The organism is Bacillus sp. ME78 (assembly GCF_903970865.1).
In the GTDB taxonomy this organism is placed as follows: domain Bacteria; phylum Bacillota; class Bacilli; order Bacillales; family Bacillaceae_G; genus Bacillus_A; species Bacillus_A cereus.
Genome location: NZ_CAJCKK010000004.1, coordinates 187,553 through 208,432 on the forward strand (window position 1 = coordinate 187,553; position 20,880 = coordinate 208,432).

The window sequence follows — 20,880 nt, forward strand, 5'->3', positions numbered from 1 at the left end:
TTCTTCAGTAAAAAAATGCTATATATTCCAGCTCAAATTGACTTACTTTCTGAAAATGCCTTATACTAAATTATATATAAACTATGAAATTCAACGCTTGTAAAAATATATATGCTTCAACAAAAATATATATTTTCTCATGTTAAAACTAAAGAACACACCTTTAAAAATTGGTGTGTTTTTATATGCTACCTAAAAACTAGTTGCTACATGTAACGACTTTCAAAGGAGGATTATCAATTTTTATGAGCATAAAGCCGAATAATAAATTCTTTTCCAAGAAAACAATGATAATTATACCAATATTATTATTGTGCGCTTTTGCTTTTCATTATTTCTTTTTAACATCTAATCAAGCCTTTTCTGGTACAGGGGATGCGTTACGTCAATTTGGCTTTTTTACGTTTCTTCTACAACATGCCTTTAAAGATGGCAACCTTTTTTGGTCTTTTGATTATGGATTAGGTGGAGATTTATTTGGAGAGTTTAGTTATTATTACAGCACATCACCGTTTTTCTGGATTACACTGTTACTACCTAAACTAAGTCTTGAGCAAGTATATGACGTGAAATTATACATGAGTATTTTAAAAAACTTTTTAGCTATGGTATTCATGTATGGTTCTTTACGTTACCATAATAAAACAGCATTCTCATCTTTTGTTGCTGCTATTATATATGGTGGCTGTATTACTTTCATCCGCCACTCTTTACTATGGGATTTCATGGCTGATGCCATTGTATTTTTACCATTAGTAATATGGGGACTTGATAAATATATTATTGAAAAGAAGCACGGCCTTTTCCTAATCGCTGCTACTTTAATGTTAGCATCAAACTTTTATTTTGCTTTTATCACAAGTATTTTCATATTTATTTATGCATTATTCCAATACTTTGCGACACAACAAAATAAAACGATTGTCTCTTTTCTAACTTATTATATTAGAATCGGTTTATTGTACGGATTATCACTCGGTTTAGCCGCTGTTTGCTTCCTCCCATCAGTTAATGCCGTATTTAGCGCTGATCGACTATCAAAAAAGTTTGAGATACCATTATTATTTGAAGATAAATTTTATAAAGATTTAATGGAAAATATTTTCTTCATGTATAATGCTGAAAATCATCAATTAGCTTTACCAGCTTTAATTTTATTCTTAATCGTATTTGGAATGTTTATACGTGATAAACTCGTAAAGAATAAAGTATTCTTTACGTTATTCATGTTCATTCTGTTTATGCTTCCATATACATATTCTATGTTTAATGGTTTTTCAGCAATGCAATCTAGATGGTTTTATTTATTTGTATTTGTAATTGCCCAAACAATTGCATACATTCTAGATTGGATGATTATTCATAAGAAAGACTACAAATTACCTTATTTAATAAGTTTATTAGTGTCTATTGGATTATTCATTTATGCATTTTATAGAAAGGCAAATATAAATGTAACTGATAAACCTTTACAAGACGTTGATAACATTTTACTCGGAACTGTCGTTCTTTCTGTTATTACAGTATGTTTATGGCGTTATATTTCTAAACCTTTCATACAATTTTTAGTTGTATTGAACGTACTCGTTAGCACAATTTCTATGAATTATATGTATGCGAATAATATACTTAGCACAGTTTACGGGCAGAGCCAGATTTCAACTGAAAAGTTACACGAACCAGGCTATGATAATCAAGAAGAAATTGCTGCAATTCGCTACATACAAGAAAATGATAAAGACTTTTATCGTATTCTTAATCCATATAGCGAATATAACACACCAATGCTACAAGGATATCATGGCGTAAGTACGTATCAAAGCTTGGTTAATTATTATGTCCATGACTTTATGAAAAATAAATATGGCGTATTCCAAATGTACGATACACCTTCAATGTTTTATCAAGCTGATAGTCGACTACTACTCGAAAATATGCTAGGTATAAAATATCGCGTATTAAGTGCTGATACAGATTCAAAGAATGTACCTTATGGATATAAACTATTACAGCAAGTAGGACCATATAATATTTACAAAAATGACTATGCTTTACCGTTAGGATATGTATATGATTCGGCTATAAGTGAAGAAGAATTTTCTAAATTAAACTTCGCTCAGCGTGATCAATTATTATTACATGCTGTTGTCGTTAATAATACAAAAGAATTTTCATTAAACCATTTTAATAAACAAGACCTTAAATCAAAGGCAGTATCTATTAAAACGGAAAAAGCAAAATTCGAAAACATGGAAAAACAAGAAAATAAACTAATTGTTCATGGCTTTGGAAATATGATTGTACCTATCAATTATCCTGATACACCTGGTGATCTACTGATAGAATTAAAATTAAAAAATGCAGGCACATTCAATGCAACTGTTAATGGAAAAACGATAGGAAAAGGGGACGATGCTGGTGCATACTCTTATCCGTTAGAAAGGTTTGTTTACAATTTGGGCAATGAGCGTCCAGAAAACCTAACTATCTCTATTGATATGGCAGGTGAGTATGAATTAGGTGACTTGCAAGCAAATATTGTAAACTATGAAAGTATACAAAAAGAAACAAAAAAACTAACTGAAAATAGGCTTGAAAATATTTATTATAAGAACAATTATTTAAAAGGGGATATCAAATCAAATAAAGACGGGCTCTTATATCTATCTGTCCCATATAGTAAAGGCTGGACTATAAAAATTGATGGGAAAGAAACAGAATTTACGAAAGCGAATTCTGCCTTTATCGGTGTTCCAATTACAAAAGGTTCACATGTAATCGAAATGACTTACGTTACACCTTACTTCAAATTAGGTATGACTATATCAATCATCTCACTAATTATCTGTATAGCTTTACTAATTTTCAAAAATCCAAAAGCACGACGAAAATTTTCTTTTAAAAAGCAATAATGAGCACTTAATGAATCATGAAGCTATCTATTTAGATAGCTTCCTAAAATAATATCTAAATATTATTTTAATCCACTACAAACAAGGAGTGTCAAACATGACCCTTTCAATAGTTGTACCATGCTACAATGAAGAAAAGGTGCTTCGAGCCTTTTATTCAGAGACTTCCCTTGAAATTCATAAATTAACTACCGATTATGAATTTGTTTTTGTTAATGATGGTAGTAAAGATGATACTTTAAATATTTTACGTGATTTAGCTAGTGCAGATTCATCGGTACACTACATATCATTTAGTCGAAACTTCGGAAAAGAAGCTGCAATGTTAGCTGGTTTAAAATATGCTACAGGCGATGCAATTGTTATTATGGATGCTGACTTACAACACCCTCCTACGTTAATAAAAGAACTGTTAGAAGGATATAACGACGGCTACGACCAAGTCATTGCAAAAAGAACAAGAACTGGTGATTCACCCGTTCGCTCTTTCGTCTCTCGTCTTTACTATAAAGTGATGAATAAATTTGTAGATATTGAATTAGTAGACGGTATTGGTGACTTTAGACTTTTAAGTCGAAGAGCAGTAGATTCTTTATTATCTTTAAGTGAATACAACCGATTTTCAAAGGGCTTATTTTCTTGGATCGGTTATAACGAATTAATCATTGAATATGAAAATGTATTACGTTCTGATGGAGAAAGTAAATGGACCTTCTCGAAATTATTAAATTATGGAATTGATGGTGTAATTTCATTCAATAATAAACCGTTACGTCTATCTATATATCTTGGATTACTAACAACCATTTTAGGACTTTTATACGTAATCACTACGTTCGTTCAAATCATCCTCGGTGGTGTGGAAGTTCCTGGTTACTTTACTCTCATTTCCGCTATACTATTTATTGGCGGTATTCAACTCATATTCCTAGGTGTTATTGGTGAATATATCGGTCGTATTTATTATGAAACAAAACGTAGACCGCATTTTATTGTAGCTGAAAAGAAAGTTAGTGAAGTTAAACAAAAGGCATAACCAAAAAGTTACTTCTGTAGGAGAAGTAACTTTTTTATATACTAACATTTACAAACACTTCTTTTGAAAAAATATACATTTTGAAATGATAGCATTATATGAAAGAATTTAGTATCATGATTCAAGGTACTATTTCAAGTTGGACGGAGGATACTATGAGCTTATTAACAGTTGAAAAATTAGGACATACATTTGGCGATCGTACATTATTTAAAGATGTATCTATGCGATTATTAGCAGGTGAGCACGTTGGATTAGTTGGTGCAAACGGTGTTGGTAAATCAACATTCATGAATATCATTACTGGTCAGCTTATTCATGACCAAGGTCGCGTAGAATGGACACCGGGCACACATTACGGCTACTTAGATCAGCATACGGTTTTAACGCCTGGACGTACAATTCGTGACGTACTAGCGGATGCATTTTTACCGTTATTCGAAAAGGAAACAGCTTTAAATGAAGTTACAGAAAAAATGGGAACTGCTACACCAGAAGAACTAGAAGAACTTCTTGAACAAATGGCAGAAATACAAGATGCACTTGAAGCAGGTGGTTTCTATTTACTAGATATGAAAATTGAAGAGGCTGCACGTGGTCTTGGAATTGATGCTATTGGTTTAGATCGTGATGTTTCAGCACTAAGTGGTGGACAACGTACAAAAGTATTGCTTGCAAAGCTATTACTTGAGCAACCAGAAGTGTTATTGCTTGATGAACCTACTAACTATTTAGACGTTGAACATATTCATTGGTTAACAACTTATTTAAAAGAATATCCACATGCATTCTTATTAATTTCTCATGATACAGAATTTATGAACAAATGTGTTGATGTTATTTTCCATCTAGAATTCACAAAAATGACGCGCTATACAGCGACATATGAAAAATTCCTAGAACTAGCAGAAATCAATAAAAATCAACATATAAACGCTTATGAAAAGCAGCGTGAGTTTATCAAAAAGCAAGAAGACTTCATTGCAAAGAACAAGGCTCGTTATTCAACGACAGGTCGTGCAAAGAGTCGTCAAAAACAACTTGATCGCATGGAACTTATTGATCGTCCGGAAACAGCAATTAAACCTGAATTCTCATTTAAAGAAAGTCGTGCAAGTAGTCGCTTCGTCTTTGAAGGTGAAAATGTAGAAATCGGATATACACATCCGCTACTACCAAAGCTATCAATGACAATTGAGCGTGGTGAAAAAATTGCTATTGTTGGATGTAATGGTGTTGGTAAATCAACGTTACTAAAAACAATCTTAGGTAAAATTAAACCTTTAAACGGTAAAACAAGTCTTGGTGACTTCTTAGAGCCTGCATACTTTGAGCAAGAAGTTAAAGCTGATAATATAACACCAATTGATGATGTATGGAATACATTCCCTGGCCTAGACCAGCATCAAATTCGTGCGATGTTAGCAAAATGCGGATTAAAAAATGAACATATTTCTCGCCCATTAAGTCAATTAAGTGGTGGAGAACAAGCAAAAGTTCGTTTATGTAAGTTAATGGGTGAAGAAAGTAACTGGCTACTATTTGATGAGCCGACAAACCATCTTGATGTTACAGCAAAAGAAGAACTTAAGAAGGCTATGAAAGCATATAAAGGAACAATTCTCCTTGTATGTCACGAACCGGAATTCTATGAAGATTGGATCACAAAGGTTTGGGATGTTGAAGAATGGTCTCAAAATAGTAAGTAGTCTTTAAGAAAAAACTCCTTGTGTAGACAAGGAGTTTTTTACTTGTTTTTATTAAGAATTTTTTATATTGTAGTATCCTATAAGGCGTAATCGAAATTCTTTTAATTCCGGATACGCCTCTAAATTTGCTAACATACCTCTAATTACCGGAATTCTTGGATTAAGTAATCGCATTTCCGCCTCTAAAACATCTAATGTTACTAGCAACTCATCGTCCTCTAATTGATCAGCTAGAGTGCGCTTAAATCCAATAATTTCTTTTAAAAAATGCTCTTTAACCTGTTCCTTAATGAGCTCTGATTTACAAAGAAATTCTCCAAGCTTTTCTTCATGTAAAATAGGCTCTTCCGAAGACTCTACCAAGCCATCTACTAGATTATCTACTCTTTTTAAAATAAAAGCAGAGACGTAAGATAAATCAATTTCTGTTGCTTGTAAAATAATTAATTCTAAATACCCACGGCATATGCCTTCCACCATAATTACTAAATCCAATAAATATGGCATAATCTTTTCACCATAAATGGACAATAAACTATTTCGATAAAATGCATGAGACTCTAACTTCATCCGCATCATAAATTCTTCCACTTCTTTATTAAACGGAATCGCATTTTCTCTCGCATGCATAATAATAAACTCTTTATGCCTTTGTATATCATTAAACTGACAATGTAATTGTTTTGCAAATTTTTCACGTGGTAACAAAGACTCTTGCTCAATATCCAGCATTTTCTTTTGGATTTTGTCATAATAATATCGAAGCGTCGCTAATAAAAGCTCATCTTTTGATTTAAAATACAAATAAAAAGCTCCCTTTGAAATACCACAAGTGGTGACGATTTCTTGTACCGACGTTGCATTTACACCCTTATTCGCAAACAACTTCATAGCCGATTCTATAATTAAACGCTCTTTTTCTTTCATATCTTCTCTCCTAAATTTAATCTCGCATCTTATTATAAATGTATTATACCATCTCTTTTTATTGACGTTTGACCGAACGGTCAGTTATATTATGTATTAGACTGACCAGTTGGTCAATATAATAAAAAGGGAGCGCAAACATGAACAAAATCATCAATTTCTCGTTAAAAAATAAGTTCGCAGTTTGGCTACTAACCATTATTGTTACTATTGCGGGGATCTACTCTGGACTCAATATGAAGCTGGAAACAATTCCTGATATTACAACACCGATTGTGACAGTAACTACGGTCTATCCTGGTGCTACACCAGAAGAAGTAGCTGATAAAGTTTCAAAGCCGATGGAAGAACAACTACAAAATTTAAGCGGTGTTAACGTTGTGAGCTCATCATCTTTTCAAAACGCATCTTCTATTCAAGTAGAATACGATTTTGATAAAAATATGGAAAAAGCAGAAACAGAAATTAAAGAAGCTCTCACGAATGTAAAACTCCCAGAAGGTGTTAAAGATCCTAAAGTTTCACGGGTAAACTTCAATGCTTTTCCTGTTATTTCGTTAAGCGTAGCAAGCAAGAATGAATCTTTAGCTACCTTAACTGAAAATGTAGAGAAAAATGTTGTACCGGGATTAAAAGGACTTGATGGTGTTGCATCTGTTCAAATTGCAGGTCAACAAGTAGATGAAGTACAGCTCGTCTTCAAGAAAGATAAAATGAAAGAACTAGGACTAAGTGAAGATACTGTAAAAAATGTGATTAAGGGATCGGATGTATCTTTACCACTTGGCTTATACACATTTAAGGACACGGAAAAATCAGTTGTTGTAGATGGCAATATTACAACGATTAAAGCATTAAAAGAACTTAAAATCCCAGCTATACCTTCCTCACCTAACGGTCAAGGTAGTCAAAATGCTGGCGCTGGTGCACAAACGCCGCAAATGAATCCAGCTGCTATGAACGGGATTCCAACAGTTACATTAGACGAAATTGCTGACATTAAAGAAGTTGGGAAAGCAGAATCCATTTCTCGAACAAATGGAAAAGAAGCAATTGGAATTCAAATTGTGAAGGCCTCTGATGCAAATACAGTTGATATTGTAAATGCAGTAAAAGATAAAGTAAAAGATCTTGAGAAAAAATATAAAGATTTAGAGATCATTTCAACATTCGACCAAGGTGCACCTATTGAAAAATCAGTTGAAACAATGCTAAGCAAAGCAATTTTCGGTGCTATCTTTGCGATTGTTATTATTATGCTGTTCCTACGAAATATTCGAACAACGTTAATCTCTGTCGTTTCAATACCACTTTCTTTATTAATTGCTGTTTTAGTCATAAAGCAAATGGATATTACGCTTAACATTATGACACTTGGAGCAATGACCGTTGCTATAGGCCGCGTTGTCGATGACTCAATTGTTGTTATTGAAAATATTTACCGACGTATGTCGTTATCAGAAGAGAAATTGCGCGGAAAAGATTTAATTCGTGAAGCTACGAAAGAAATGTTTATCCCAATTATGTCTTCTACCATTGTAACAATTGCTGTATTTTTACCACTTGGACTAGTAAAAGGTATGATTGGTGAAATGTTCTTACCATTTGCCTTAACTATCGTCTTCGCTTTATTAGCATCATTACTAGTAGCTGTTACAATCGTACCGATGCTAGCTCACTCTTTATTTAAGAAAGAGAGTATGAGGGAAAGAGAAGTACATCATGAAGAAAAACCAAGTAAATTAGCAAATGGTTATAAACGCATACTTGCATGGGCTTTAAATCACAAAATTATTACATCAAGTATCGCTGTCCTTCTATTGGTTGGTAGTCTTGCACTTGTACCAGTTATCGGTGTAAGTTTCTTACCTTCTGAAGAAGAAAAAATGATTATTGCAACATATAATCCTGAACCAGGTCAAACGTTAGAAGACGTTGAAAAAATTGCAACAAAAGCTGAGAAGCACTTCCAAGATAATAAAGACGTCAAAACAATTCAGTTCTCATTAGGTGGAGAGAATCCAATGAGTCCTGGTCAATCAAACCAAGCAATGTTCTTCGTGCAATATGATAACGACACGAAAAACTTCGAAAAAGAGAAAGAACAAGTCGTTAAAGATTTACAGAAGATGTCTGGCAAAGGCGAATGGAAAAACCAAGACTTCGGAGCAAGTGGCGGTAGTAATGAAATTAAACTATACGTTTACGGAGATAGCTCAGAAGACATTAAGCCTGTCGTAAAAGATATTCAAAATATCATGAAGAAAAATAAAGACTTAAAAGATATAGATTCTAGTATTGCAAAAACATATGCAGAGTACACTTTAGTCGCAGATCAAGAAAAGCTAAGTAAAATGGGCTTAACGGCTGCTCAAATTGGAATGGGACTTTCTAATCAACATGATCGCCCTGTTCTGACAACAATTAAAAAAGACGGTAAGGATATCAATGTATATGTAGAAGCTGAAAAACAAAATTATGAAACAATCGATGACTTAACAAATCGCAAAATTACAACACCACTTGGTAATGAAGTAGCTGTGAAAGATGTTATGACTGTAAAAGAAGGTGAAACATCGAATACAGTAACACACCGAGATGGACGTGTTTATGCAGAGGTTAGTGCAAAACTAACATCTGATGACGTTTCAAAAGCATCTGCTGCAGTCCAAAAAGAAGTAGATAAAATGGATCTTCCTTCCGGTGTAGATGTTTCTATGGGCGGTGTTACTAAAGATATTGAAGAATCATTCAAACAACTGGGCTTAGCGATGTTAGCTGCGATTGCCATTGTATACTTCGTTCTTGTCGTTACATTTGGCGGTGCTCTTGCACCATTCGCAATTTTATTCTCGCTACCATTCACAATTATTGGGGCTCTTGTTGCCTTATTAATCTCTGGTGAAACATTAAGTGTATCTGCAATGATTGGTGCGCTTATGTTAATCGGTATCGTTGTAACAAACGCAATCGTGCTTATCGACCGCGTTATTCATAAAGAAAATGAAGGTCTATCAACACGTGAAGCTTTATTAGAAGCTGGTGCAACACGCCTTCGTCCAATTTTAATGACTGCAATTGCAACAATCGGTGCTCTTATCCCGCTTGCATTAGGATTTGAAGGTAGTGGCTTAATTTCTAAAGGACTTGGTGTAACAGTAATTGGTGGATTAACAAGTTCAACGTTATTAACACTTCTTATTGTTCCAATCGTTTATGAAGTATTAAGCAAGTTCAAAAAGAAAAAAGCAAAATAACAAAAAAATAACCTCGCTAACTGCGAGGTTATTTTTTATTTCCAAACAAGATTAGGAAATCGCCATAGCCTTCTTTCTCTAATTCCTCTTTTGGAATAAATCGAAGAGCTGCGGAATTAATACAGTAACGAAGGCCATTTGGTCCTGGACCGTCTGGAAATACGTGCCCAAGATGTGAGTCTCCTTCTTTACTTCTCACTTCTGTACGTGTCATATTATGACTCACATCCATCTTTTCTTTCACACTTGCTGACATAACTGGTTTTGTAAAACTAGGCCATCCACATCCACTATCAAATTTGTCTAGAGAAGTAAACAGCGGCTCACCTGAAACGATGTCTACATAAAGACCTTCCTCTTTATGGTTCCAATACTCATTTCGAAATGGTGGTTCTGTACCATTTTCCTGTGTTACATAAAACTGCATCTCATTGAGTTTTTCTTTTAAATGAGCATTATCCTTTGGCCAATGTTGCTTAATAAAAGCATCTCGTCCTGAGCCTTTACGATATAACTCATAGCGGAATGTGTTTTTCTTATGATATCCTTGGTGATATTCTTCAGCTGGATAAAATGTAGCTGCTGGTAATATTTTTGTCGCAATTGGTTTTGAAAAGCGTCCACTCTGCTCAAGCTCTTCTTTTGAGGCCTCAGCTTTTTTATGTTGTTCTTCATTATGATAAAAAATCACCGTTTCATAAGACTGCCCGCGGTCGTGGAATTGTCCCCCAATATCAGTCGGATCAATTTGTCTCCAATATATATTTAACAATTCCTCATACGGCATTTTATTTGCATCAAATGTAATTTGTACTGCTTCATAATGTCCTGTTGTTTCTGAGCACACTTCTTTATACGTTGGGTCCTCTTTATGACCGCCTGTATAACCTGAAACAACCTGTATAATTCCCTCCATCTCTTCAAATGGAGAAACCATACACCAGAAACACCCTCCAGCAAATGTAGCCAATTCTACCTTTTCATTTACAGCCATTACTTCACCCCTATTCTATATTCTCCTTACAGTATGGCATAAGAAACATAATGTTATAAAAGAAAAAGCATCGAACATCGATGCTTTTTCTCTACTTCACTTTATTTTGTTCCAACATCCTTCTCAATTTCATCACTTGTCACGTCTAAAACATCTAGTAAGAAAATGAAGATTGGAATACCGATAATCAGTCCCCATACACCTAAGAAGTGCTCTGAGAAAATTAATACCATAAAAGTATAGAAAATCGGTAAATTTGTTTTTTGCGACATAAACTTCGGATTTAATACGTAACTTTCAAGCGCATGAATCACTGTTACGATAACTAAAATATAAACAACGTACATAATACCGCCAATATTGTAAGCAATCATACAAAGTGGGAATAACGAAATGATAACCCCCGCTACTGGAATTAATCCAAGCAAGAAAATCATTAATGCTAAACCTAATAATTGCGGGAATCCTAATATCCATAGTGCAATCACGGATAAAACACAGTTAACAACTGCAATTAAAAATTGTGCTTCGATTACTTTTCCGAATGAACGTGCAAATTTCTTACCGAAGTACTCAATTTCAGTATAGAAAATTGCAAGCCTGCTTTCTTTAAACTTTGCAGTAAAACCAACAATACGAGATTTTTCTAGTAAGAAAAACAAACTCAAAATTAAAGAAAGTAAAACTTGAAGACCAAATTTACCAACATTCGTAATTGATTTATACAAAATGTCTACGCCTTGTCCTACATATTTAGAAAGCTCCATATGATTGACAGCATTAACTGCATACTTAATTAGTTCACTATCTGGTGGGTTTCTTAAAAATACATTGAATTGGTAAATCAATTGTGAAATTTGTATCGTTAATACTGGTAAATATTTAAATAGCGTAATAGCAATTCCACCAATTAACATTACATATAGAAATGCTATAATAATTTTTCGATTAATAGGCATGAAATGATCTAATTTGCGGGAAATAAACTTTTGGAATCGATCCATTAAATACGTGAGAATAAACGTAATTAATATTAAATTCAACATACTTTGCAGCCCGTATAACACGAGAGCAAGTATTACTAATACGAGTAACCTCTGAAATCCTTTGCTTTGAAACAGGTTTTTTATTTGCATAATCGACGAATACTCTCTCCTGTCCTATAAACTAAAACGTTAATAAGTAGATTTCTCTCTCTTTTCTACTTTTAATTATTCATTCATATTAAGATTTTTATAAACTCATTATATGCCTACCTTAACAGGTATATAGTAGCTTACTTCTTATTTTACAATACAATGACCTAATTCAAAACGTATTCTACATAGTATTAATGAAGATTTAAGGAAACTTACATTTTTTTAAATAGGTCTTACCACTACTGTAACATAAAAAGCAAGCTATCAGTAGAAATCTGTCCTACAAATAGCTTGCTTTTCTTATTTTTTAAGTAAGTTTTACTATCCAATGAATGGCATGAACATCGGGATGACAACTACTGTTACAACCCCAACTACCGTTACAGCGATACTTGCCATCGCTGCCTCTACCTCACCCATTTCAATTCCTACTGCAACTCCTAGTGCATGGCCCGCTGTTCCAAGTGCTAAACCTTTTGCAATCGGATGTTTCACTCTAAATGTTTTTAAGAATAATGCCCCTAATGCGTATACGATAACTGCGTTGAAAATAACCGCAAACGATGTAATTGCAGGAATACCACCGATACTTTCTGAAATTGGTAACGCAATTGCTGTTGTTGCTGCTTGTGGTAGCATTGAATTCATTACTGCTGTATCTAAACCGATTGCTTTTGCAACAATGAACACGACAATTACTGAACAAATAGATCCAACCACGATAGCTGATAAAATTTGCCACCAATATTTTTTCAACTTATCAACTTGTTTATATAGTGGGATAGCGAATGCAATTGTTGCTGGCTCTAAGAAGAAACTAATCATTTTTCCACCAGTATTATATTCTTCAAAAGTAAAGTTACCTACCTTTAGAAAGACAATCCCTAATACCATCGCTACGAATAATGGTGTAAATAGGAAGAACCCTTTTGAATGCTTGAATAATAATGTTCCGATTCCGTATGCGATTAATGAAACGACGATTCCGAAATATGGAGTCATTGTGCTTGCCATGTTCATTACCTCCTAACAATATATAAATTCAATGGTTACGCAACCTTTCCGTGCTTGCGTCCTTTATTTACTACTTTCAATTCTTTTGTATCTTCTGTTTCTTTTTCATCTTTTCCTAAAATGAATTGTGCAAATAATCCTGTTACAGCGAGTAAAATAACTGTTGCTACAACAATTACAGTTAAAATTTGTACAAAGTATTGCCCCATTACACCAAGAGAATTGATAACTGAAATACCTGATGGGACGAAAAGGAATCCGATAATACCGGTTAAAGCTGTTCCAAGTGATTCAACTTGCTCCAATTTAATTACTTTTAAACATAATAGACTAAATAAAATAACTAACCCGATTACCGATGAAGGCATTGGAATTGGTAAATGCGTTGCAATAATATTTGAAATTAACATAATAGCTGAGAATATAAATGCTTGTGATAAGAAACTATTTACTTTTTTCGTACTCATTTTGGCCACCTCTTTCGATTTGGTACCTTTATTGTATAGGATATAAACACCAAAGTAAGCGTTTACATAACGGAACGTCAAATATACAGAATCAGTTACAAATATAAAAGGATGAAATACAAAAGCTGCTTCTTAAATACGAAGCAGCTTCTTGAGTTCTTTTGCATATGTACGGCTAACAGGTACTTTCGATCCTTCTTTCATGATTAAATTATAAGTAGAATTGAACCATGGCTGAATTTCAGTAATATGATTAATATTCGCAATAAAGCTACGATGGATGCGCATGAAGCTTGCTTGTGGTAACTTCTTCTCTAAAATTACAAGTGTATCATGTGTTACATACGTTTCCCTCATTGTTTTTACTGTTACTTTCCCATCTACAAGCCCTACATATATAATGTCTTCAATATTCACAAGTACGATTGATTCTTCAATTGGTAATGCTAATTTATGCATCTCTGCTGCTACATCTGTCCCCTTTATTTCGTGCTTCGTTTCTATTTGCGCTTGTTTTTGTTTTTTATACTTCTTTAATGTTTGCACAATACGTTCTTCATCAAATGGTTTTAAAATGTAGTCTAACGCATCTACTTCAAATGCTTGCAGCGCATATTGATCATAGGCAGTAGCAAATACAATTGCAGGTGGATTTTTCATCTTCTTTAATATATTCGCGATTTCAAATCCGTTATCATCGGATAATTGAATATCTAAAAACACAATATCTGGTCTACTTTGCATTAGTTCTTCTAATGCGTCTTCCACACAATCAGCCTCACCAACTATCTCAACTTCTTTCGTTCTCTCTAATAAATACTTTAGTTCATCACGTGCTAACATTTCATCGTCAACTACTAATACTTTTAACACCCGGCTCTTCCTCCCCTACTTTTTTTGGAATAATAAAGGTAATCTCCGTCCCTTTATTTAATTCACTTTCGATATGAAGCATCGTTTCTTTCCCAAATAACCCAATAAGACGTTCATTAATATTATATAAAGCTGTTCCAGTCCCTTTCTTTGATGAAACTACCATCTTTCCTAATTGTTCTAAACGTTCTTCCTCAATTCCCTGTCCATTATCTTTTACTTCAAAGTGAACCATACCCTCTTTTTCAAAAACATGCACTTCCACTTCGCATATTGGTTGCTTCTTCGGAAAAGCATGTCGCAGTGCATTTTCAACCAATAGTTGAAGAACAAATGGTGGTACTAAAGTTGTCTTTAGCTCATCCTCAATATACATCTTTACCTCATACTTATTTGGGAACCTTGCTTGTTCTAGTGATAAGTATGCCTGTACGTGGTTTAATTCTTGCTCTAGTGGAATCAATAACTGACGTGCCCCTTGCAAATTACAACGAAAATACACGCTCAGCTGTAATAGTAACTTCCTTGCTTTTTCTACATCTGTTCGGCATAAAGCTGATACTGTATTAATCGCATTAAATAAAAAGTGCGGGTTAATTTGCGCTTGTAATGCTTTTATCTCCGCATCTTGAAGTAATTTACTTTGCAACTCAGCTTCTCCTAACTCTAACTGCGTGGAGAATATCTTTGCTAACCCTTCTGCTAATTCTTCTTCAACGCGACTTAACTGGTTAGAATTTTTGAAATACAGTTTTAATGTACCTATCGTATTTCCATGTGAAGTTAGTGGAATAACAATAGCGGCTTGTAAGGGACAGCTTTCATGTTGGCAATTAATAACCTCACGTGATTTCGCCTTCATTATTTGCCCTGTATGTAAAACCTCTTTTGATAAACCAGTTATTAAACTATGTGAAGGAATATGGTGATCTGATGCTAATCCAACGTGCGCTAATATTTTCTCTGTATCTGTTAAAGATACCGCATCCGTTCCTGTAAAGCGGTGAATAATTTGTGCCACATGCTTACACGATTCTTCTGTTAAACCTTGACGAAAATACGGTAACGTTTTATCAGCAATACGCAATACTTTATGAGTCTGAAGTGCTTTTGCATTCTCCTCCTGACGCAAAATAGCTTGTATCATAGAAAGTAAAATAAAACTTCCAAAACTATTTACAAGAATCATCGGTATCGCTATTGTTTTCACAACGCTAATTCCATCCTCTATAATTAATAAAATCATAACCATTTCTAAAGATACGATAAAAACACTTAAAACTGCTGAAAACTTAGGAGTAATTGTACGATTATATTTTTTGAAAATATATCCGATATAACCAGTTATAATCCCCGCTAAAATAGAAGAGATTGCGCAGCTTAGCGCTGTCGTACCACCAAGCATATAACGATGAATACCAGCAATAAACCCTACTCCAACCCCTACGATAGGGCCACCAAGTAAGCCACTAATACCAACACCCATAATACGCGTATTCGCAATTGTACTTGACGAAGAAACACCTTGTAACCAATTTTCATTCATAATCGTATTTCCTGCTATTTCAATCCCAGTGTAATTGCTTACAATTGTAAATACCGAAAAAATACAAATAAGCTTAAGCTTATCTACATAGCCATCCTGTTTATGAAGGAGACGTCTGAAAGTTTTAATATGAGAGAGTAAAAATCCTAAAATAACTATAAGTCCGACTCGTTCAATCATCATGAGTACTAAATTTAGCATCTTTGATTCATTCCTTTTTATTTAGTTAGTTTTATTATGGGAAAATAATGAAGTCGGCGTCAAGAAGAACGAAATATTTTTTGAAATATTTTACACATAATAACTTCCTCTTTATTTGACAATACAATAGAAGAGTGCTAAAAATAAAGTAATATAATACAGTCCTTTAACCCAACCCCGTGAGGTTGAGAAGGAAGTCGGAATACAATATACGTATGTTCTTTTTTGGGGATACGTATGCTTTTTTGGCCTTCTCATCATATCAGGTGAGAAGGCCTTTTGTTATTCTTCCATAGCGACTGTAGAAAATAAGGAGGAGTAATAATGAACGTCACTACTGATGTACAACAAATAACAGAGGAGACGAAAGCGAAAAGATATAAAACATTATTTGGTTCTGCGCTAGGATATGCAGCAGAAGGTTTAGATATGTTGCTATTATCTTTCGTACTTGTCTATATTTTAAAAGAGTTTCACTTAAGTCCTGTTGAAGGTGGAAACTTAACATTAGCTACCACAATAGGGATGTTAATTGGTTCTTATTTATTTGGATTTATTGCTGATTTATTTGGACGTATTCGTACAATGGCCTTCACAATCTTACTGTTTTCACTAGCAACCGCACTCATTTATTTCGCAACAGACTACTGGCAATTATTAATTCTTCGCTTTTTAGTTGGAATGGGAGTTGGTGGTGAATTCGGAATCGGAATGGCCATTGTAACAGAAACATGGTCTAAAGAAATGCGCGCTAAAGCGACATCTGTTGTTGCACTTGGATGGCAATTTGGTGTACTGGTTGCTTCACTCCTTCCAGCATTTATTGTCCCGCATTTTGGATGGAGAGCCGTTTTCTTATTTGGATTAATTCCAGCTTTACTAGCTGTCTATGTCCGTAAAAGTTTAAGTGAACCGAAAATATGGGAGCAAAAACAACGCTACAAAAAAGAACTATTGCAAAAAGAAGCTGCAGGTAAATTAACACCTACTGAAGCAGAACAACTAAAACATATAAAAAAATTCCCACTTCGAAAGTTATTTGCCAGTAAAAAAGTAACAATCACAACAATCGGTCTTATTATTATGTCATTTATCCAGAACTTCGGATATTACGGAATCTTCACATGGATGCCAACTATTTTAGCAAATAAATATAACTATACATTAGCAAAAGCAAGTGGCTGGATGTTCATTTCTACCATCGGTATGCTAATTGGAATTGCAACCTTTGGTATTCTAGCTGATAAAATTGGTCGTCGTAAAACTTTTGCAATTTATTATATTGGCGGTACAGTATACTGCCTCATTTACTTCTTCTTATTCACAGATTCAACATTATTATTATGGGGAAGTGCATTGCTTGGATTCTTTGCAAATGGAATGATGGGAGGATTTGGGGCAATTTTAGCTGAAAACTATCCTGCTGAAGCTCGCTCTACCGCAGAAAACTTTATTTTCGGTACAGGACGTGGATTAGCTGGATTTGGGCCTGTTATCATCGGCTTACTCGCTACAGGTGGCAACCTACTTGGAGCATTGTCCCTGATTTTTATCATCTACCCAATCGGGTTAATTACAATGCTACTATGTGTACCAGAAACAAAGGGAAAAGTATTAGATTAAACGTAAAAGAGGAAGCATCTCATTTAAGATGCTTCCTCTTTTACGTTTTTATTTATTTTGATTTACTAGCCTTCTGAAATAAGAATGCAGTTTTATCTTCTTCTTTTACAATACCTTGTTTTAATGCTAATTCTCCCGCAACTTTAGGCGCTAACCATAGCATCGGGAATAACAAAATTGATACCGGAACTGCCGTCACTACGATAAACGATTGTAGCGCATTAATACTTCCTTCACCCATATATAAAAGAATTGCTGCAACTGCTCCCATAATAAGCGACCAAAAAATTCGCAAACTAATTCTAGGATCTCCGTCTCCAGTCACTGCCATTGAAATGGAATACGCCATTGAATCTCCTGTTGTCACTACAAATAAAATTGTTAATAAAAGAAATGCTGGTCCAATAATATTAGAAAGTGGCAATTGTCCTGTAATTGCAATCATAGCTGCCGGCATACCAGATTCACTTAATGCATCCGAGATAGAACCAGGATTCATTAACTCATAAAACACACCTGATCCACCTAATATAGTAAACCAAAACGTTGTAATAATAGGTGCGATAATTCCAATTGCAACGATGATTTCTCGAATCGTTCTCCCTCTTGAAATTCGACTCACTAAAATTGCCATCATTGGTCCGTATCCAATAAACCATCCCCAGAAAAAGATTGTCCAAGATCCTAACCAACTTGTATCACCACGGTATGTGCTCATCGGTATAAACTCACTTACATAAAATCCAAACGAAGAAACAAACGAATCAATAATAAATCCACCTGGCCCAAATAGTAATATGAATGCCATTAACAAAATTGCTAATCTAACATTTAAATTACTTATAATTTGAATCCCTTTATCAATACCTGTTACTGCCGATATGGTAGACACGGCCACTACACAAACAATAATTGCTAATTGAGTAGTAAATACATCAGAAATTCCAAATAATTCTTGTAACCCATAACTTGCTTGTAAACCTAAAAATCCAATTGGGCCAATTGTACCTGCAGCTACTGCAATAATTGCAGCTGCATCAATTATCGTTCCAAGCAGGCTCTTTCTTAATTTTTCCCCAAAAATAGGATATAAAAGCGTTCGAGGTTTTAGCGGCATACCTTTATGATAATGTCCATACATCATAACTACCGCACTAATTGTACCTAAAATCGTCCATGCTAAAAATCCCCAATGCATATAACTTTGTGCTAAAGCAGGCATAACTGCTTCTTTCGTTCCAGCAGATATACCATCATGTATTGGTGGCACCGTCATCAAATGGTACATTGGCTCTGCTGCTGCCCAAAAAACGCCACCTCCGGCAAGTAATGTAGACATAATAATAGCAAGCCATTTTGCCGTACTAATCTCAGGTTTTTCTAATCCCCCAAGTTTAACTCTCCCATATTTGGAGAACGCCATACACATCGCAACAATAAATGTACCTAATAATAAAACTTGCCAGAAGGCACCAAAATATTTAATTGAAAAAGCGAAACTGTTATTAATCGCGCTCTCTACATAATCCTTGTTCAAAAAAACTGCAATTACAAATAATAAAAGTGAACCACCGCTAATAATAAACACAGGCCAATCAGTTTTTCGACTCTTCATCCTCATTTACACTTCCTCCTTCCTCAGCAATCTAAAAAAACAACTTTATTATGTTTTATTGTTTAAACCCAAAACACAATAATTATATATGCATAACATTTTATCGACTTCCCACATACTTATGTTGTCCCTAAAAATATGCCAAATCCCTTATTAAAAAGAAAAAATCTCTTTCTCTTACATAAAAAAGCAAAACAAAAGACCTTATATTTCTATAAGGTCTTCGAAACAGAAATTTGATTATAACATAAGGAACTCCTTGGTTCAAAAATCCTCTTCCAAAAATAACCGAGAGTAAAGGCTTCCATTTGCTACATAACAGTAATTAAAAAAAATATATTTTGCAGAAAAAAACTGCACTAAATATTATTTATGAAAGAAATTTGGCTTCAAAATTTCATTCGGATACGGTTTATGATAAATATGAGTGGTAGCTGGAGATAGCGGTGGAATAAGCCACACCCAATTACCTGTTACAACACGACCACAAGCAGCTTCTTGCTTCTCAAATTGCTGAAATTGTTGTGCAGCAGTATGATGATCAACAATACTAACTCCTTGTTTTTTAAAAGAGTGTAGTACGGCAATATTCAACTCAATTAGCGCCTTATCCTTCCATAACGTACCGTTTCTCGATGTATCTAAATCCATCATCTCCGCAACAGCCGGAAGTAAATTATAACGATCATGATCCGCTAAGTTGCGCGCCCCAATTTCTGTTCCCATATACCATCCATTGAACGGAGCGGCTGTATAAGAAATACCGCCAATTTCTAAGCGCATATCTGAAATCATTGGAACCCCATACCATTTTGCTCCAAGTGATGAAATAGGGTATTCTGGGTGTTCAATTGGCACTTCTTTTACTTCTTTCCTCGGAATTTCTTTATATGTAGGCGCCTTCCCGTTTATAGAAAATACAAGTGGCAATACATCGAAATTCGTACCTTCTCCTTGCCAGCCAAGCTCCTGACAAAAGTCCGTAAATGTAGCGGAATGCGAGTCACCGATCACTCCCATTTCTGTTTTATATCCTGCATATCGAATCAATTGGTGATTATAAATTCGTATATTATTTTCCTCACCTTGATATTGCTTAAAAATCGTAATGGTTGGTTTAACTTTTCCATCGTTCGTTGCATATTTAATATGATGAATTAATGCATTATATACACCCTCTTCATCATTTACTTCGCGCGCATCTAATATGTGCATCTTACTCCAAAATAGTCTTCCAATACATCTATTACTGTTACGCCATGCCATTCGTGAACCATGAACAAGTTCTTCAAATGTATGCTCATATGTCCCTGTCTTCTCTATCTCAATTTGAATTTCTTTTATACGTTCTTCTATCAATTGTTCTTTATGAAGCTCCTTATAACAAATCGTAATAAAATTACTTGCTTCCTCTATTAATTGTTTCGTTTTACTCATAAACAATCTCCTTCTATTTCAACAAAACCTTGCTACTTTACAGTATAAGCAAAAAGGATAGGAGTCACAAATGAAATTGAGAGTGTTACTTTTATTGTAATATTTTTCAGAAAATTAACAGACTTACTAT

At 34.4% G+C, this 20,880-nt stretch carries 14 protein-coding genes; 5 read left to right on the forward strand and 9 right to left on the reverse strand.

All coding sequences use genetic code 11. The annotated features are described in order from the left end of the window. Window positions 1-245 precede the first annotated feature (245 nt). The 3 genes from H6481_RS07985 to H6481_RS07995 all read left to right on the forward strand — a co-directional run bounded on the left by H6481_RS07985 (window position 246) and on the right by H6481_RS07995 (window position 5,657). Window positions 246-2,912: a YfhO family protein gene (locus H6481_RS07985; RefSeq protein WP_097961412.1), complete on the forward strand. Its 2,667-nt coding sequence runs from the start codon at window positions 246-248 to the stop codon at window positions 2,910-2,912. Between the two features lie 97 nt (window positions 2,913-3,009). Beyond that, window positions 3,010-3,948: a glycosyltransferase family 2 protein gene (locus tag H6481_RS07990; RefSeq protein WP_000175825.1), complete on the forward strand. Its 939-nt coding sequence runs from the start codon at window positions 3,010-3,012 to the stop codon at window positions 3,946-3,948. A gap of 155 nt (window positions 3,949-4,103) precedes the next feature. Next, window positions 4,104-5,657: an ABC-F family ATP-binding cassette domain-containing protein gene (locus H6481_RS07995; protein WP_097961411.1), complete on the forward strand. Its 1,554-nt coding sequence runs from the start codon at window positions 4,104-4,106 to the stop codon at window positions 5,655-5,657. A gap of 51 nt (window positions 5,658-5,708) precedes the next feature. Here H6481_RS07995 and H6481_RS08000 read toward each other — a convergent pair whose 3' ends face one another. Then, on the reverse strand, window positions 5,709-6,584 hold the full coding sequence (locus H6481_RS08000) for a TetR/AcrR family transcriptional regulator (RefSeq protein WP_182811391.1): 876 nt from the start codon (window positions 6,582-6,584) through the stop codon (window positions 5,709-5,711). Between the two features lie 140 nt (window positions 6,585-6,724). Here H6481_RS08000 and H6481_RS08005 point away from each other — a divergent pair, with 140 nt between their 5' ends. Next, complete coding sequence (locus H6481_RS08005) at window positions 6,725-9,841, forward strand: efflux RND transporter permease subunit (protein WP_182811394.1); 3,117 nt, start codon at window positions 6,725-6,727, stop codon at window positions 9,839-9,841. Between the two features lie 28 nt (window positions 9,842-9,869). Here H6481_RS08005 and msrB read toward each other — a convergent pair whose 3' ends face one another. From msrB to lytS, 6 genes are all read right to left on the reverse strand, one after another. Beyond that, window positions 9,870-10,835: a peptide-methionine (R)-S-oxide reductase MsrB gene (gene msrB / locus H6481_RS08010; RefSeq protein WP_000290179.1), complete on the reverse strand. Its 966-nt coding sequence runs from the start codon at window positions 10,833-10,835 to the stop codon at window positions 9,870-9,872. A gap of 101 nt (window positions 10,836-10,936) precedes the next feature. Beyond that, window positions 10,937-11,971, reverse strand: a complete 1,035-nt coding sequence (locus tag H6481_RS08015) for an AI-2E family transporter (RefSeq protein ID WP_001166009.1) — start codon at window positions 11,969-11,971, stop codon at window positions 10,937-10,939. A gap of 324 nt (window positions 11,972-12,295) precedes the next feature. Continuing rightward, on the reverse strand, window positions 12,296-12,988 hold the full coding sequence (lrgB, locus tag H6481_RS08020; protein ID WP_000168869.1) for an antiholin-like protein LrgB: 693 nt from the start codon (window positions 12,986-12,988) through the stop codon (window positions 12,296-12,298). 35 nt (window positions 12,989-13,023) lie between these two features. After that, window positions 13,024-13,455, reverse strand: coding sequence for an antiholin-like murein hydrolase modulator LrgA (gene lrgA / locus H6481_RS08025; protein ID WP_023523620.1), 432 nt, complete (start codon window positions 13,453-13,455; stop codon window positions 13,024-13,026). A 132-nt stretch (window positions 13,456-13,587) separates the two neighbouring features. Further along, complete coding sequence (locus H6481_RS08030; RefSeq protein WP_000921848.1) at window positions 13,588-14,328, reverse strand: LytTR family DNA-binding domain-containing protein; 741 nt, start codon at window positions 14,326-14,328, stop codon at window positions 13,588-13,590. Then, complete coding sequence (lytS, locus tag H6481_RS08035; protein WP_000933592.1) at window positions 14,306-16,075, reverse strand: two-component system sensor histidine kinase LytS; 1,770 nt, start codon at window positions 16,073-16,075, stop codon at window positions 14,306-14,308. The genes H6481_RS08030 and lytS overlap by 23 nt, the downstream gene beginning before the upstream one ends. 324 nt (window positions 16,076-16,399) lie before the next feature. Between lytS and H6481_RS08040 the strand changes: the two genes are divergently transcribed. After that, on the forward strand, window positions 16,400-17,698 hold the full coding sequence (locus H6481_RS08040) for an MFS transporter (protein ID WP_016513283.1): 1,299 nt from the start codon (window positions 16,400-16,402) through the stop codon (window positions 17,696-17,698). A gap of 52 nt (window positions 17,699-17,750) precedes the next feature. Here H6481_RS08040 and H6481_RS08045 read toward each other — a convergent pair whose 3' ends face one another. Beyond that, the gene (locus H6481_RS08045; protein ID WP_001242450.1) at window positions 17,751-19,319 is read right to left on the reverse strand and encodes a BCCT family transporter; all 1,569 of its coding nucleotides are present in this window, start codon (window positions 19,317-19,319) and stop codon (window positions 17,751-17,753) included. Window positions 19,320-19,679: 360 nt separating this feature from the next. Beyond that, window positions 19,680-20,750 carry a nitric oxide synthase oxygenase gene (locus H6481_RS08050; protein WP_000047620.1) on the reverse strand — a complete coding sequence of 357 codons (1,071 nt, stop codon included), beginning with the start codon at window positions 20,748-20,750 and terminating at the stop codon, window positions 19,680-19,682. Between the last annotated feature and the right edge of the window lie 130 nt (window positions 20,751-20,880).